Genomic DNA, 15,037 nt, shown 5'->3' with positions numbered 1-15,037 from the left:
AAGTCTGTCCCCAATGAGTAGGTCGGTGCCCTTTGTGCGGAGGTTGCTTTGATGCTTTATACTGGTGCGGTTAGACATCCATCCTGCAATCGAGGAGATTTCCATGGCATCAGACGTTCGCGTCCGCTTTGCACCCTCACCGACGGGCAAGCTGCACATTGGCGGCGCCCGCACCGCTATCTATAACTGGGCTTTCGCCCGTGCAAACGGCGGCACGTTCATCCTGCGCATCGACGACACCGACCCCACCCGCTCTACCGACGAGAACACGCAGATTATCCTGCGCGCCATGCGTTGGCTGGGCCTGGACTGGGACGAGGGTCCCGAGGTGGGCGGCGATTTTGGACCCTACGCCCAGACCGAGCGCCTGGACCTGTACAAGCAGGCCGCCCAGAAGCTTTGGGACGAGGGCAAGGCCTATCCCTGCTTCTGCACCAAGGAGCAGCTCGATGCCGACCGCAAGGCCGCGCAGGAGCGCAAGGACCCCTTCCAGGGCTATCAGCGCCGTTGCCGCGATCTTGATCCCGAGGAGGCCCGCCGCCGCATCGAGGCCGGGGAGTCCTACGTCCTGCGCATCAAGGTGCCCGAGGACCGCGGCGATGTCGTCATCCACGACGCCGTTCACGGCGAGGTGACCTTCGACGCCAAGGAGCTCGACGACTTTGTCATCTTCCGCTCCGATGGCACGCCCACGTACAACTTCGCGACCGTCGTCGACGACGCCATGATGAAGATCACCCATGTCATCCGTGGCGACGACCATCTGTCCAACACCCCGCGTCAGGTCATGGTGTACGAGGCCCTCGGCGCTCCCGTGCCCACGTTCGCCCACATCTCCATGATCCTGGGCGCCGACGGCAAAAAGCTCTCCAAGCGCCACGGCGCCACCTCCGTGGAGGAGTACCGCGACGCCGGCTACCTGTCCGACGCCTTCGTCAACTACTTGGCGCTGCTCGGCTGGTCGCTCGACGGCGAGACCACGATCATCCCGCGCGATGTCCTGGCCAGCAAGTTCTCGCTCGACCGCATCTCCAAGAACCCGGCGACCTTCGACCCCAAGAAGCTCGACTGGGTCAATGCCGAGTACATCAACGGTATGTCCGACGCCCAGTTTGCCGATGAGATCATGGTCCCCGAGCTGCACGAGGCGGGTCTCATCGAGGGTAATGTCGAGTACGGCGAGGACTGGATCGACGCGCTTGCCGCTATCGTCAAGCCGCGCACCAAGATGCCGGCCGACGCCGTGACCGTCGCCGCTCCCATCTTCGCTACGGCCGAGACGCTCGAGTATGACGAGAAGTCCGTTAACAAGGGCCTGGCCAAGGAAGGCATGGGCGCCATTCTGGACGCCGCCAAGGCCGCGCTCGAGGGCGTGGACGAGTGGACGGCTGCCAACATCGACGCCGCGCTTGAGCCGCTGCCCGAGCAGATGGACCTCAAGAAGCGCGTGGTGTTCCAGGCCGTGCGCGTCGCCGTCTGCGGCAACATGGTGAGCCCCCCGCTGGGTGAGGCCATGGCGCTCGTCGGCCGCGACGACTGTCTGGCGCGTATCGACCGCGCCCGCACGATGGCGCTGTAACAGTCGCGTAAACGCATGTATCCGAGCCCCGCTCACCACGAGTGGGGCTCTTGTTTCTAAAGACGTATGGGATGGGAGGTACAGAGACCATGGCCGAGCAACTGTCACTGTTTGGTTCGCCGGAACCGGAGGAGACTCCGGCCAAGCCTGAGTTCGCACCTGAACCCGTCGCCGCCTATGCGAGCGTAGTCCTCGACATTCCCACACGTGCGCTGTCCGAGCCGTTTGCTTACGGCATTCCCCGGTCCCTTGCCAACGAGGCACAGATCGGATCCACGGTCCTGGTCCACTTTGGTAACCGTGCCGCCGCGGGCTATATCGTCGACATTGCGCCTGAGCTGGACGACCTGCAGGGCAACAGCGCTCTCGATCCCGCGCGCATCAAGCCCATCGAGGCTATCCTCAGCAAACCGCTCTTTACCGCCGAGGCTGCCCGTATCGCACGCTGGATGAGCCGCGAGTATGTCGCGACGCTTTCCGAGTGCCTGCGCCTGTTCTTGCCCCCGGGCGTCAGCCCGCGTGTGGTCAAGGGCGACGACGGCGTGTGGACAGTTGTGCGCCCCGCCGTCAAGCCTATCCAAAACCGCTGGGTCATGCTCACGCCCGAGGGTTTCGACTATACGCCGCCCAGGACTGCTGTCCGCCAGCGTCAGCTCATCGAGGCGCTCCAGTGCGGGCCGGTCACGACGCGCGACCTCAACCTTCTCTACAACAGTATGTCGGCGACCATTAAGGCGCTCGAAAAACGCGGCGTCGTGGTGGTGGAAGAGCGGCGTGCGTGGCGCGGCTGCATCGAGCAGACCACGCTGTCCTCGGCAAACGGTAAGGCGCCGGTCTCCCTTACCAACGGCCAGCAACAGGCACTCGCGCAGATTGAGCGCGCCCGTCTGGACGCCCACGGAGACGTGGTCCTTGTCGACGGCGTCACCGGCTCCGGCAAAACCGAGGTTTACCTTTCGGCGATTGAGCGCGTGCTGGCGGCCGGCCGTTCGGCCTGCGTGCTGGTGCCCGAGATCTCGCTGACGGCCCAGACCGTCGGCCGCTTCCGCTCGCGCTTTGGCGAGACGGTAGCCGTGTTCCATTCGCGTCTTTCTGCTGGCGAGCGCCTGGACCAGTGGGATATGGTCGCCAGCGGTGCGGCCCGCGTTGTCGTCGGCGCGCGTTCGGCGCTCTTTTGCCCGCTCAGCGACCTGGGTCTCATCATCATCGACGAGGAGCACGAGACCAGCTATAAGCAGGGCTCTAGTCCGCGCTACCATGCGCGCGAGGTCGCGGCCGAGATGGCGCGGCGCTACCGCTGCCCGCTCGTGTTGGGCTCCGCCACGCCTTCTGCTGAGGCCCTCGATCGCTGCCGCCGTGGCACGTATAACGGTGCCACCTGGACGCGCGTCGAGATGCCCGAGCGCCCGGGACACGCAGTCCTGCCGACGGTTCGGATCGCCGACCTGCGCCGTGAGTTCTCGCACGGCAGCCGTTCCATGTTCTCAAAACCGCTGATGGAGGGCCTAGAGCGTGTGGTCGAGCGCCGCGAGAAGGCCGTGCTGCTGCATAACCGCCGTGGCTTTGCGCCGTTTCTGATGTGCCGCGAATGCGGCTGCGTGCCCACCTGCAACCACTGCTCCACCGCGCTTACGTATCACGAGCGCACACACACGCTGCAGTGCCACACCTGCGGTTCGTCTTGGCGCGTGCAGCCGTATCCCGCGCCCACGAGCCGTTGCCCCAAATGTGGCAGTCGCTACCTGGCAAAAATGGGTCTGGGCACGCAGCAGATCGAGGACGCGCTGCACCAGATGCTTCCCGAGGACGTCGCCATTATTCGCATGGATGCCGATTCCACGCGCGGCAAGGATGCGCACAAAAAGCTGCTCGAGCAGTTCGATGCCGCCGATTGTGCTGTGCTGCTGGGCACCCAGATGATCGCCAAGGGCCTCGACTTTCCCGAGGTCACGCTCGTGGGCGTGGTCAATGCCGATTTCGCCCTCAAGCTGCCGGACTTCCGCGCAGGAGAGCGCGCCTACGACTTGCTGGAGCAGGTTGCGGGCCGCGCCGGCCGCGGCGATCGCCCCGGTGAGGTGATCATCCAGACCTACCTGCCCGAAGATCCGGTCATTCGCGCCGTCGCCGAGCACGACCGCTCGATCTTTACCGACTACGACCTGGACCAGCGCCGCGACGCCCTGTATCCGCCGTTTGTTCGCCTGGTTAACATTTTGGTGTGGTCGGCGAACCGAGACGACGCGCAGGACTACATCGGGCGCATTGCAAAGCTTCTAAAGCGCCGCTGGCATGCTGCCGCGCCCGACTTTTTGCGGGCGGGCAGCGCGGTGCCGCAGGTGCTGGGCCCGGCTTCGTGTGTAATCGAGAGAGCCAAGGACCGTTACCGCTTCCATCTGCTTGTGAAGTCGCCCGTGGGGTACCATGTCTCTGGTGATATCGACGCCTGCCTCAAAGAGGTGGGCTCTGTGCGCGGCGTGAGCGTGAGCGTTGACGTCGACGCCTATGATTTGATGTAACAACTCGAAAGGATGGCCATGGAAGCCAACGGAATCGTACTGTCGCCCGACCCTCGTCTGCGCCAGGAGTGCGCCGTCATCGAGGAGATCACCCCGGCAATCGAAGCGCTTGCCGAGAAGATGAAGAAGATGATGTTCGAGAACGGTGGCTGCGGCCTGGCTGCTCCGCAGATCGGCGAGCTCATCCAGCTCGTCACCATCGACTGCGACTACAGCGACAAGAACGACTACGACCCGTACGTGCTCATTAACCCCGTGATCGTGGAGCAGAGCGACCATCTGGTGCCCTTTAGCGAGGGTTGCCTTTCCATTCCTGGCATTAGCTGCGAGATCGAGCGTCCCGACCATGTTGTGGTCGAGGCGTACGACTTAAACGCCAACCTGATTCGCTACGAGGCCTCGGGCGATTTGTTCTGCGTTTGCCTGCAGCACGAGATCGATCACTTGCACGGCAACACCATGTTTGAGCGACTGAAGCCGATGCAGAGGATCAAAGCAGTCATGGAGTACCAGGACGCCCTGGCCCGCGGCGCTCGACCGGGCGAGACGGAGTAGGTCCCACCGTCCCCGGTGCTGAGCGCCCACATATCATCCCGTGCTCAAACATTCTCGCTTTGCTGCGAAACTGCGCGCGGGACGATATGTGGGCGCTCAGCACCGGGGACAGCGTTGTTCTGGCTCGGTTCGCCCGGATGCCGTCGGGCCAGGGAAGGGCGTCTTCGCTGATAGGTGCTTTGCTGAAAGAGCTGCTTTTATTGCGGCTCTTTCTTTGGTTTTGGGTATATTTGTTCTTGTTGAATTGTTATTGCGGATGGTCTGGGTACTTGGCTTTCCGCTGCTCTTTGTAGCCGTCTCGGCTTTGGTTGAGGGGAGACGTTCTTTATGCGTATTGTGTTTATGGGTACGCCTGATTTTGCTGTGCCTTCGCTGGTTTCGCTTGTTGAGGCTGGTAACGAGATTGCGCTTGTTGTTACTCGTCCTGATGCTGTTCGTGGGCGTGGTAAAAAGTTGGAGCCGTCTCCTGTTAAGGCTAAGGCGCTTGAGCTGGGGTTGCCGGTCGTTGAGGCTAATCGTATGACGCCTGAGGTTGTTGAGGCGCTCCGGGCTGCCCAGGCTGACATTTTCTGCGTGGCTGCCTATGGTTGTATTTTGCCTGATGAGGTCTTGAATATGGCGCCGCTCGGCATTGTGAATGTTCATGCGTCCTTGCTGCCTCGTTGGCGTGGGGCTGCTCCTATTCAGCGTGCGATTCTCGCTGGTGATGAGGTCGCTGGCGTTTCTATCATGCGCATCGGTCATGGCGTGGATACTGGTGCTTATTGTGCACAGGCCTCGACCACGATTGCCGGTAAGCATGCCGAGGCGCTGACCATGGAGCTTGGTGAGCTTGGCGGCAAACTGCTTGCCGATACACTTCCTTCGCTTGCCGATGGTTCGGCGGTTTGGACCGAGCAGGATGAGTCGCTCGTCACTCATGCTGCCAAGATTTCCAAGCTGGAGATGCGTCTGGATCCGCAGATGGCTGCGCTCGATTGCGTGCGTCATGTGCTCGCTTCGTCCGATACCGCGCCTGCTCGTTGCGTGATTGCCGGCAAGACCGTGCGTGTGCTCGATGCTGCGTCGGCTGATGTGTCGCTTGGCGAGGGCGCTGTTGCCGTTCAAGCCAAGCGCGTCTACCTTGGCCTTTCCGATGGCTCGGTTGAGTTGCTCGAGGTTAAGCCAGATGGCAAGCGTGCTATGGCCGCTTCCGCCTGGGCTGCTGGCCTGCAGGGCGCCGATCTTTCGTGGGGTGTTTTGTCATGAGCAAGTTGTCTCCCGCGCGCAAGCTTGCGCTCGATGTGCTGATGGAGGCCGATCGCCGCGGCATGTATGCGCGTGACGTGCTGTCCTCTCGCGCATCGGCCAAGGCTATTGACCAGCGCGATTCCGCTTTTGCCGCCCGCTTGGCGCTGGGTGTGGCCGCCACGCAGGGTATTTTGGACGAGCTGCTCGATCAGTTTCTCGATAAGCCTAAAAAGGTTGCGCCGCGTGTTCGCATGGCGCTTCGCATCTCGGCCTTCGAGATGCTCTATCTGCATACGCCTGGCCGCGTTGCCGTAAGTCAGGGTGTTGAGCTGGTGCGCAGCGGAGCTAAGTCTGCCGCTGGTTTGGCCAACGCCGTGCTGCATAAGGTCGCGGACAACGTTGAGGACTTTGCCACGGCGTCCGATGTGAATGAGTCTGAGCGACGCTTGGTTCGTCTGTCGCGCTTGATGGGTCTGCCGCGTTGGCTGTGCGCTCGTATCATGGCGTCGTTTGACACGCCAGAGGGTGCGCTTAACTTTGCCGGCAACTTGGCACCTGCGCCGCTGGCCCTGCATGAGAACGCCTTTGCGACCAAGCCCGATCCGTATATCTCGCAGCTCGTCGCGCCTGTCTTCCCGGGCTGCCATGCCCCGGTTGATGCCCAGGTTACCGTTGCTTCGGGTGTGTTTGAGCGTGCTGCCGCGGTGGCATCTGATCTCAACGCGCAGCTTATCGCCACAGCTGCCACGCGCCCTGGTAGCTGCCTTGAGATTGGTGCCGGTCGTGGTACCAAGACCTATGTGATGATGTGCCAGGCCAAGCGTGCCGGGTATGAGCGTCAGCATACCGCGCTCGATCTGCACGATCGCAAGTGCGATCAGAATCTCGCGCGCCTGCATAAGGCGGGTATATCGGGTGTTCGTACGGTGTCGGGCGATGCCTGCGAGCTCAATGAGGTGCTCACGTCCTTTGACGCGATGCTTGGCGAGCCCGCCCTGTTCGACACGGTGTTTATCGATGCCCCGTGCTCGGGCACTGGCACTATGCGCCGTCATCCCGAGATTCCGTGGCGTCTGACCGAGAAGGACGTTACGACTGAGCTGCCCCGTCTGCAGCTGACGATGCTCAAGGAAGCAGCCGTGCGCGTGGCTGCCGGCGGTGAGCTTATCTATGCCACCTGCTCGGTTTTTGATGAAGAGAACACGCAGGTCGTGGATGCTTTCCTGGCCTCTCCCGAGGGCGCCGGCTTTACCGTGGCACCGCTCTCCGAATCTCAGATTCTGCAGCTTCCCGATTTCGCGCAGGCCAAGAAGCTTGTCGCCGTGCGCCAGAACGATCGAGGCTTCTTCCAGAGCGTCCCCATAAACGCCGACTCCTACGACGGCCACTTCTGCGCCCGCCTGGTCCACAAGTAGCTACTAAGTTGCGGTGAAATAGGGATTGAATATCGGCTTCTACCCGCCAAACAGACCTTATTTCACCGCAACTCATAGAGATGCCTGGGTAGCTAAAGAATCAGCCCCGCGATCGATGTTGATCGCGGGGCTGTTTGGTTCCTAGTGGCTATGCGGGCAGTTGGCGCAGCAGCCACTCGTGGCGTTGGTGCTGGAGCCGCCGCTTCGCTGGTCGGTGTTGTAGAAACCACTGCCCTCAAATTTAATGCCGCTGGCCGAGAACGTCTTGGCCGCCGGAGCGCCGCAGCTCGGGCACACGACCTCGGGGGTCTCGGACATGGGATGCTCAACCTCGAACACGTTGCCGCAGCTCGAGCATTTGTAATCGTAGCGCGCCATAATACTTCCTTTTCAGCACAAAGCGGGCAGATTACTCTGCCCGCAAAAATTCAAACGTCTGTAACTGTACCCTATATCGGGCGTTTTATCACGCTTCGCCCCAGAATCTATGCGTGTTGCGCAGGAGCTGTGCGGTTTTGCCCTCAGCGGCCGCAACGTCGGCCTCGTCAGCCTGCCAGGTCCAGTTGCCCGTGGCCACGCCCGGTACGTTCATGCGCGCGTCGTCGCCAAGCCCCAGGACATCCTGCAGCGGCATCATCACCAGGGGAGCGTCGCTTACCAGCGCGTCGCTCATCAGCTTGGCCGCCACCTCAACACCGCTCGGTTCGTCGCCGCCCGCAAAGGAACGCGTGCACCAACCGGCGAGCGTCGACGTATCGTGCGTCGAGGTGTACAGGATCTTGCCAGGCGTGGGATGTACGCCGCAACGGACGTCGTAGTCGCTAAACTCCAACACGTCCATACCGGGGAAACCACAGGTCGAAGCCATGGCGCGAACACCGGGCGTCAGGTAGCCCAAGTCCTCTGCGATAAAGTTGAGCGGCCCCAGCTCGTCATAGGCAGTCTGGAACAGATCCTTGCCTGGACCCGCCAGCCAGCGACCTTCGGCGCAAGCCTTGCCCGCGGGAATACTAAAGTAGCTGTGGAAGCCCAGGAAGTGATCCAGGCGCACGCGGTCGTAGAGCGAGAACGCACGACGTAGGCGATCCATCCACCAGCTATAGCCGTTCTGCTTCATGTGGTCCCAGCGGAACGTCGGGTTGCCCCACACCTGACCCTCGGGCGCAAAGTTGTCGGGCGGCGCACCGGAGATCTCGATTGCCTTACCGGTATCAGACAGCCAGAAGTTCTCGGGTTCGCTCCACGCATCTGCCGAATCGTCGGACACGTACATAGGAATATCGCCGATGACCTCGATGCCCTTCTTGTGTGCATAGTTCATGAGCTCGCACCAGGCCAGGTCAAAGCGGTACTGCATGTAAGCCTGCAGCTCTGCCTCGTCGTGGAAACGTTTATCGTCGATCAGATGCTCGTTGTAGCGCGCAACATCTGCCGGCCAATCGTGGCGCGATTCGCCTTCAAAGTACTTTTTGACGGCCATATAGACGCAGTACTTCTCGAGCCAGTCGGCGTTGCGATGTTTAAACGCCGTGTACAGCGGGTCGGCATCCTCGCCGCCGTGGGTCTTCCAGGTGACGAAGTCGGCAGCCAACTCCTCGTGGCTCTCGGGCAGCAGGTCGATATTGCCTGCAAAGGCCGAAGGGCCGGCATAAGGGGAGCGGAAGAAGTCCGTAGGATTGACGGGCAGGACCTGCCAGTAGCGCATGCCCATGGCGGCCAGGTGGTCGATAAAGCGACGCGTGGGCGCACCGATTGTGCCGGGCTTGCCATCGTCGGTCGGTACCGAGGTGATGTGACAAACGACACCCGCGCCGTGATCGAGCGGCTCTTGCAGACGCTGCTCGGCGTGGTGATAGATGATCGACGACCCCAGCGGATACAGATCGAGTGTGACGGTGCCATTGTGAATCTCGCACTCGTGACCGCTAATCACATCGCTCGCACATTCGTCGAGCGCCGGAATCGTCACGCGGTGTGAATTGCGCAAGCTGCGGTTGATGATAACCGTCGCGGCCTCACCGTCTTTACCGGTGCGCGTGTAGGCGAGTACCTCGTCGTTGAGCGCGAAGGCCTTGATATCGCCGTCAACCATAAACGGCAGGGCACGGCGCACGGCCGAGGCGTTTTTAAGGATGGCGAGTGTATCGAAGTCGTGCAGGTCTTCCTTCAAAGGCAACGTGCGGCGATTGCCCGGATCGGTCAGGCCCTCCAAGCCGTACTCATCGCCGTAATAGATTGAGGGCACACCCGGGAAGGTCATCTGCATGAGTGTCGCGAGCCAAAAACGGCTCTTGGCCAGGCCCATCGAGTTCTCGTCCAGGCGCCATTTGCTGCGCTCGCACTCGGGCAGCTGCGACTCGTCAGGGCCGCCGCCGAGCACCGAGATAATGCGCGGACGGTCGTGGCTCGAAAGCAGATTTAGTGCGCAAGACAGGGCCTCACGCGGATAATTCTCGCGCAGGGTTTCGATATCCTCGGCTGCCTGGTAGGCGTTCTTGTAGCCCATCAAAAAGCCGATGACCATGTCGCGGAAGGGATAATCCATAGCCGAGTCGAGCTCGGAGCCTTGTAGATAGCGACGCAGATGGCCGTAGCTGATTTTGTTGGAGGCGTCTTCCCAGACCTCGCCGAGCAGCAGCGCGTCGGGCTTTTCGGCAAGTATTGCCTTCTTGATCTCGGTCAGGAAATCGTCCGAAAGCTCGTCGGCCACGTCTAGACGCCAGCCATGAGCGCCGGCACGTAGCCATTTACGGATCACGCCGTCCTTGCCCAGGAGCCGCTCGCGTACCAGCTCGGAGCTCTCATTGATGGCAGGCATGTTACCCACGCCCCACCAGCAGTCGTACGAGCCGTCCTCGTGGAAATAAAACGCATCGCGCCACGGCGAATCCTCGCTCTGCCACGCGCCCACGCCAGGATAGTTGCCGTAGCGGTTGAAGTAGATCGAATCGTCGCCCGTGTGGTTGAAGACGCCATCCAGGATGATGGAGATGCCGAGCTTCTCGGCTGCCTGGCACAGCTCGGTAAAGTCCTGCTCGGTGCCCAGGATCGGGTCGATCTTGGTGTAGTCGGCCGTGTCGTAGCGGTGGTTGCTCGCGGCTTCAAAGATGGGGTTGAGGTAGATGGCCGTAAAGCCCAGCTCGGCGATGCGGGGCAGGTCTTCCTGGATACCCTTGAGCGAGCCGCCGTAGAAGTCCCAGGTTTTGATGGAGCCGTCCTCGGCGCGCTCATACACGGGCGGCTCGTTCCAGTCCTCGACCATGCGGCGCTGGATTCCGTTGCGCGGCTTTTCGACCTGAGCCAGCGTGCGCTCGCGCCAGTTTTCGTCGCGGGCATAGCGGTCGGGGAAGATCTGGTAGACCATGCCCTGCTCGTACCAAGCTGGACGGTTCTCGCGGTGCTTGTAGACGGTAATCTGGAAGGACGGGACCTCGGCGTAGTCGTAGGTTACGCCCTCGCCGCCGGTACGGCCCTGCGGTGCGCCCAGACGAACCTCGGGCTGGCCCTCGATATTGCAGATAAAGCTGTACCAGATAAGACAGGGCTCGGTGCACTTAAGCTCTACAGTAAATATGCCGTCGCCCTCGTGCGTCATGGGATACCGAGACTCACCGATCTCGTCAACCCAGGTACGCAGCGTAAGCGTTGCTTGGTTGGGATCGGCATCCTCTAGAATCACGGAGAGCGAAAGGGTAGTTCCTGTGGTCACAGCGCCAAACGGAGTGCGAAACTGCGGCAGACGGCTGTTGTGTATCAATCTCATAGTACGGTCCAGTTCAATAGAATCATGGCCTGCTGGTCATGGGCTTTACGCACAAGATGTAAGTATATCTGTTGTACACAGGCTGTATAAACAACATCCGTTTACCATCGGCGAACGGTTGTCCTAGAAAATCGTTTTACCATCCAAATTATCGCGATATCCGAAATAGCCTAGACTTATACTATTTTTAGCCAAACAAAAGTACTTCGGTTTACTACGACGAATTGAATGATCTTAACCACGGTCATTTTGGTGATATTAAAACCGCAGGTAGAAGCGTTGCCAATTTTTTAGATTACTCGCTGTGGTCGGCCGTAGCCATTTTGTCGTAGTAAACCGGCCCTTTGTTTAATAGAGAAGTTCAACGCAAAAGAGGGCGCCTGGTTGGGGCGCCTCTTTTGCGTTGAGGATTAAGTTTTAATCGTTAGGATTAGCGGCGCTTGCGGGCGGCCGTAGCCTTGCGGACGGAGATCTTCTTGGTAGGAGCCTTTTCCTCGGCCGGAGCGGCGGGGGAGACCGGGGCCTCCTTGGCGGGCTCGGCCTTTGCCGTAGCCTTTGGAGCGGTCTTGACCTCTGCGGCCTTCGGCGCCGGCTCGGCCTTTACTGCGGGCTTGTCCTCGACCTTAGCCTCTGCCTTGGGAGCTGCAGCCTTGGTCGTGGTCTTCTTGGCCGTCGTCGTAGAGCGCTTGCGCGTGGTGGTCTTGGCAGCCGGCTTTGCCTCGACAGTTGCCTTGGCCTTGGGCTCGGAGGGCGCCTCCTCGACCTTGTCGGCGGGCTTTGCAGCAGCCTTCGGGGTCGTCTTCGCGGCGGCCTTCGTCGTAGCAGCCTTCGTGTTCGTCGAGGTCGTTGCCGTGGTCTTCTTTGCTGCCGTTGCCTTCTTGGTGGTCGCGGCCGTCTTCTTGGCAGCGGTCTTGGCCGGAGCCTTTGCCGCAGGCTTAGCCTCGGCGGTGGCAGTCTCTGCCTTTACCTCGGGAGCGACCTCGGCCTCGGCGGTCTTCTTGGAAGCGGCGGTCGTACGCTTGCGCGTAGTCGATGCCTTGGCAGTAGTTGCCTTAGCGGCGCTAGTCTTGCTATCAGTGGCCTTCGTGGTCGTGGCCTTCTTAGTCGTCGTCTTACGAGTCGTCGTCTTTTTGGCGGCAGGCTTCGCCGCGGGCTTAACTTCGGCCTCGGCAGTGGGCTTCTTCTCGACCTTGGGCTCCTCAGCAGCAGCGGGCTCCTTAACGGTCGCCTCAGGCTCGGCAGCAGCCTTCTCAGCCACAACCACGGGCTCGTCGACAACCGCCGCCGGGCGCTCAATCTCCGGGTGCATAAAGAAGTACAGGTCCAGATATTTATCGGCCGAGCGCGTCCAGCTAAAGTCCTGGCTCATGGCCTGCGTGACCAGCTGGTTCCAGGCGTCGCGGTTATCCCAGAACAGACGCGCCGCGCGGAATACCGCATCGCCCATCTCGTCGCCGTTAAAGTTGCTAAACGAGAAGCCCGTGCCCTCGCCGGTAAACTCGTTGTACGGCTGCACGGTGTCCTTCAGGCCACCGGTCTCGCGAACAATCGGCAGCGTGCCGTAGCGCATGGCGATGATCTGCGACAGGCCGCAGGGCTCAAACTTCGAAGGCATCAGGAACATGTCGGCGGCGGCATACATGCGCTGCGACAGCGCCGGATCGAACTCGATGCGTGCGGCCATGGTGCCGGGGTACTTGTCCTGGAAGTAGCGCAGGCCGTCCTCGTAGTCGCGGTCGCCGGTGCCCAGCACCGCCACCTGCACGCCGCCGGACAGGATGCGGTCGAGCGCGTACATGACCAGATCCATGCCCTTCTGGCGCGTCAGGCGCGTGACCATCACCATGAGCGGACGGTCGTCGCGAACCTCGAGGCCCAGTTCCTCCTGCAGCTTGGCCTTGCACACGGCCTTGCCGGAACGGTCTTCGACCGTGTAGTTGGCGGCAATGCGCTTGTCGGTCGCCGGGTCAAAGCCCGCCACGTCAATGCCGTTGAGGATGCCCTGCAGCGCGTACGAACGCTCGCGCAGCACGCCGTCCAGGCCCTCGCCAAACTCGGGCGTCTGGATCTCGTTGGCATAGGTGGGGCTCACCGTAGTGATGGCGTCGGCATAGCGCAGCGCGCCCAGCATGTAGTTGATGCTGCAGGCGTCGCAACGCAGCTGCGAGGCAGCCGCCGGAATATGCGCCACACCAAGGATGTCCTCCATCACGGTGTCGCTAAACTGACCCTGGAACGCCACGTTGTGGATCGAGAAAACGGTCTTGACGCGGTCATACAGCGGCAGGCCCTGGTAGAATTCGCGCAAGAACACGGGCGCCAGTGCCGTCTGCCAGTCGTTGCAGTGCAGGATGTCGCACTCAAAGCCGGCCGGCAGGTGCTGCAGGCTTTCGGTGATGGCCTTGGAGAAGAACGCGAAGCGCTCGCCGTCGTCAAAGAAGCCGTACGGATAGTCGCGCGCAAAGTAGCGCTCGTTGTCGATGAACATATAGGTGACGCCGTCGTGCTCGAGCTTCTCGAGCCCGCAGTACTCGTTGCGCCAGCCCAGGCTCACGTAAAAGTCGGAGAAGTGCTCCATCTGCGCCTTGTACTCGTCCTTGATGGTGGCGTACTTGGGCACCATCACGATGACCTCGGCGCCGGCGCGCACAAGCGCCGCAGGCAGCGAGCCCGCCACGTCACCCAGGCCACCGGTCTTCACAAACGGTGCGCACTCGGCCGAGGCAAACACGATCTGCATCTTTTTGCTGGAATCAGCCATATTGTCTCCCATGTTGCAATTCGAGAATAGCCGCCTGGCGCTAACCGGGCGGCTATTCTACATGTTACGAGCGATGTTGCGGTGCCAACGTTAACGTACGATGGTGGTGTCGGAAGTTAACGGAGCCTTGCCCAGCACCAGGATGTTCTCGGGCGTGCCGCGAAGCTCGGTGTTGGTGGGAACCACGTTGTTCTTGTCCAGAATGGCATTCTCGACGCGGGCGCCGCTCTTGATGATGCAGCTCTGGTTGATGATCGAGTTGGTCACCGATGCGCCCTCCTCAACCACAACGCCGCGCGACAGGATCGAATTGCGCACGGTGCCCTTGATGATGCAGCCGGCCGAGATGATCGAGTTGCAGGCGTGGCTGCCGGTCGCATAGCGCGAAGGCGGCACGTCGTGAGCCTTGGTCAGGATCGGGCGCTCGGGATCAAAGAGCTGGTCGGCGACGGTCTGGTCGAGCAGGTCCATGCTGCGGCGATACAGTGACTTCTCGCTAAATACGCCCACGACCTCGCCCTTGTACTCGTAGCTGCACACGTCGATGTTGCCAAAGTCGCCCTGGAGTGCCTCGAGCAGGTCCAGATAGTCGGCGGCCTGGTAGTGGTCGATGATCTCGAGCAGCGTCTCGCGATTGACGATGCAGCAGTCCATAGAGGCGTTGTCGCCGTACACGACGCCGGCGCTCACGCCCGTCAGGCGGCCGTTCTCGTTAATCTCGAGCTTGGTCTCGTCATCGACGTTGCGCGTGGCCTTGCAGTACACCACGGTCATCTGGGCACCGGAGTTCTCGTGCGCCTCGATGATGGTGTTGAGGTCCATGTTAAAGATGATGTTGGTGCCCATCATCACAACATAGGGCTTGTCCGAGCGCTGGAACAGCGTCTTGTTGGAGATGATGTCGCGCAGCAGGAATCGCATGCCGCCCTTGGTGGTGCCATACGCGTTGCCGGGCACCATGAACAGACCGCCCTTCTTGCGGTCCAGGCCCCAGTCCTTGCCCGAGCCCACGTGGTCGATCAGGGAGCGGTAGTTACCCGGCATGACGACGCCGACGGTCTTGATGCCGGCATTCATCATGTTGGACAGCGGAAAGTCGATCAGGCGGTAGCGGCCCAAAAACGGAACGGACGCGATGGGGCGGTCCTTGAGCAGCACACTACCGTAAGTCGAAGAGTAGTTAGCGGTGATATAACCGATGGCCTTGCGATTGATCAT

The 15,037-nt window shown here is 61.2% G+C and carries 9 protein-coding genes; 5 read left to right on the top strand and 4 right to left on the bottom strand.

The window, feature by feature from the left end:
* Positions 1–103 precede the first annotated feature (103 nt).
* The 5 genes from gltX to AB5202_RS02180 all read left to right on the top strand — a co-directional run bounded on the left by gltX (position 104) and on the right by AB5202_RS02180 (position 7,295).
* Entirely contained in the window at positions 104–1,579 is a 1,476-nt protein-coding gene (gltX, locus tag AB5202_RS02200; protein ID WP_368144093.1) for a glutamate--tRNA ligase, read from the top strand.
* A gap of 89 nt (positions 1,580–1,668) precedes the next feature.
* Entirely contained in the window at positions 1,669–4,095 is a 2,427-nt protein-coding gene (priA, locus tag AB5202_RS02195) for a replication restart helicase PriA (RefSeq protein ID WP_368147472.1), read from the top strand.
* An 18-nt stretch (positions 4,096–4,113) separates the two neighbouring features.
* The gene (def, locus tag AB5202_RS02190; RefSeq protein WP_368144095.1) at positions 4,114–4,650 is read left to right on the top strand and encodes a peptide deformylase; all 537 of its coding nucleotides are present in this window, start codon (positions 4,114–4,116) and stop codon (positions 4,648–4,650) included.
* Between the two features lie 327 nt (positions 4,651–4,977).
* Positions 4,978–5,898, top strand: a complete 921-nt coding sequence (gene fmt / locus AB5202_RS02185; protein ID WP_368144097.1) for a methionyl-tRNA formyltransferase — start codon at positions 4,978–4,980, stop codon at positions 5,896–5,898.
* On the top strand, positions 5,895–7,295 hold the full coding sequence (locus AB5202_RS02180) for an RsmB/NOP family class I SAM-dependent RNA methyltransferase (protein ID WP_368144099.1): 1,401 nt from the start codon (positions 5,895–5,897) through the stop codon (positions 7,293–7,295). Before fmt ends, AB5202_RS02180 begins: the two co-directional genes overlap by 4 nt.
* Positions 7,296–7,436: 141 nt before the next feature.
* Here AB5202_RS02180 and AB5202_RS02175 read toward each other — a convergent pair whose 3' ends face one another.
* The 4 genes from AB5202_RS02175 to glgD form a co-directional block, all read right to left on the bottom strand.
* Positions 7,437–7,673, bottom strand: coding sequence for an FmdB family zinc ribbon protein (locus AB5202_RS02175; protein ID WP_006233925.1), 237 nt, complete (start codon positions 7,671–7,673; stop codon positions 7,437–7,439).
* An 88-nt stretch (positions 7,674–7,761) separates the two neighbouring features.
* On the bottom strand, positions 7,762–11,058 hold the full coding sequence (locus tag AB5202_RS02170; RefSeq protein WP_368144101.1) for a 4-alpha-glucanotransferase: 3,297 nt from the start codon (positions 11,056–11,058) through the stop codon (positions 7,762–7,764).
* 430 nt (positions 11,059–11,488) lie between these two features.
* The gene (gene glgA, locus AB5202_RS02165) at positions 11,489–13,819 is read right to left on the bottom strand and encodes a glycogen synthase GlgA (protein WP_368144102.1); all 2,331 of its coding nucleotides are present in this window, start codon (positions 13,817–13,819) and stop codon (positions 11,489–11,491) included.
* Positions 13,820–13,909: 90 nt separating this feature from the next.
* Positions 13,910–15,037 carry a glucose-1-phosphate adenylyltransferase subunit GlgD gene (gene glgD, locus AB5202_RS02160; RefSeq protein WP_117735092.1) on the bottom strand — a complete coding sequence of 376 codons (1,128 nt, stop codon included), beginning with the start codon at positions 15,035–15,037 and terminating at the stop codon, positions 13,910–13,912.

The sequence above is a fragment of the Collinsella aerofaciens genome (assembly GCF_040915545.1).
In the GTDB taxonomy this organism is placed as follows: domain Bacteria; phylum Actinomycetota; class Coriobacteriia; order Coriobacteriales; family Coriobacteriaceae; genus Collinsella; species Collinsella aerofaciens_BE.
The sequence above is the reverse complement of the archived record's forward strand: the minus strand, read 5'-3'. Positions and strand labels throughout refer to the sequence as shown.

Excerpts from the sequence above, each read along its gene's own strand:
- gltX (WP_368144093.1), top strand. The coding sequence starts at position 104 with ATGGCATCAGACGTTCGCGTCCGCTTTGCACCCTCACCGACGGGCAAG.
- priA (WP_368147472.1), top strand. The coding sequence starts at position 1,669 with ATGGCCGAGCAACTGTCACTGTTTGGTTCGCCGGAACCGGAGGAGACT.
- def (WP_368144095.1), top strand. The coding sequence starts at position 4,114 with ATGGAAGCCAACGGAATCGTACTGTCGCCCGACCCTCGTCTGCGCCAG.
- fmt (WP_368144097.1), top strand. The coding sequence starts at position 4,978 with ATGCGTATTGTGTTTATGGGTACGCCTGATTTTGCTGTGCCTTCGCTG.
- AB5202_RS02180 (WP_368144099.1), top strand. The coding sequence starts at position 5,895 with ATGAGCAAGTTGTCTCCCGCGCGCAAGCTTGCGCTCGATGTGCTGATG.
- AB5202_RS02175 (WP_006233925.1), bottom strand. The coding sequence starts at position 7,673 with ATGGCGCGCTACGATTACAAATGCTCGAGCTGCGGCAACGTGTTCGAG.
- AB5202_RS02170 (WP_368144101.1), bottom strand. The coding sequence starts at position 11,058 with ATGAGATTGATACACAACAGCCGTCTGCCGCAGTTTCGCACTCCGTTT.
- glgA (WP_368144102.1), bottom strand. The coding sequence starts at position 13,819 with ATGGCTGATTCCAGCAAAAAGATGCAGATCGTGTTTGCCTCGGCCGAG.
- glgD (WP_117735092.1), bottom strand. The coding sequence starts at position 15,037 with ATGATCAATCGCAAGGCCATCGGTTATATCACCGCTAACTACTCTTCG.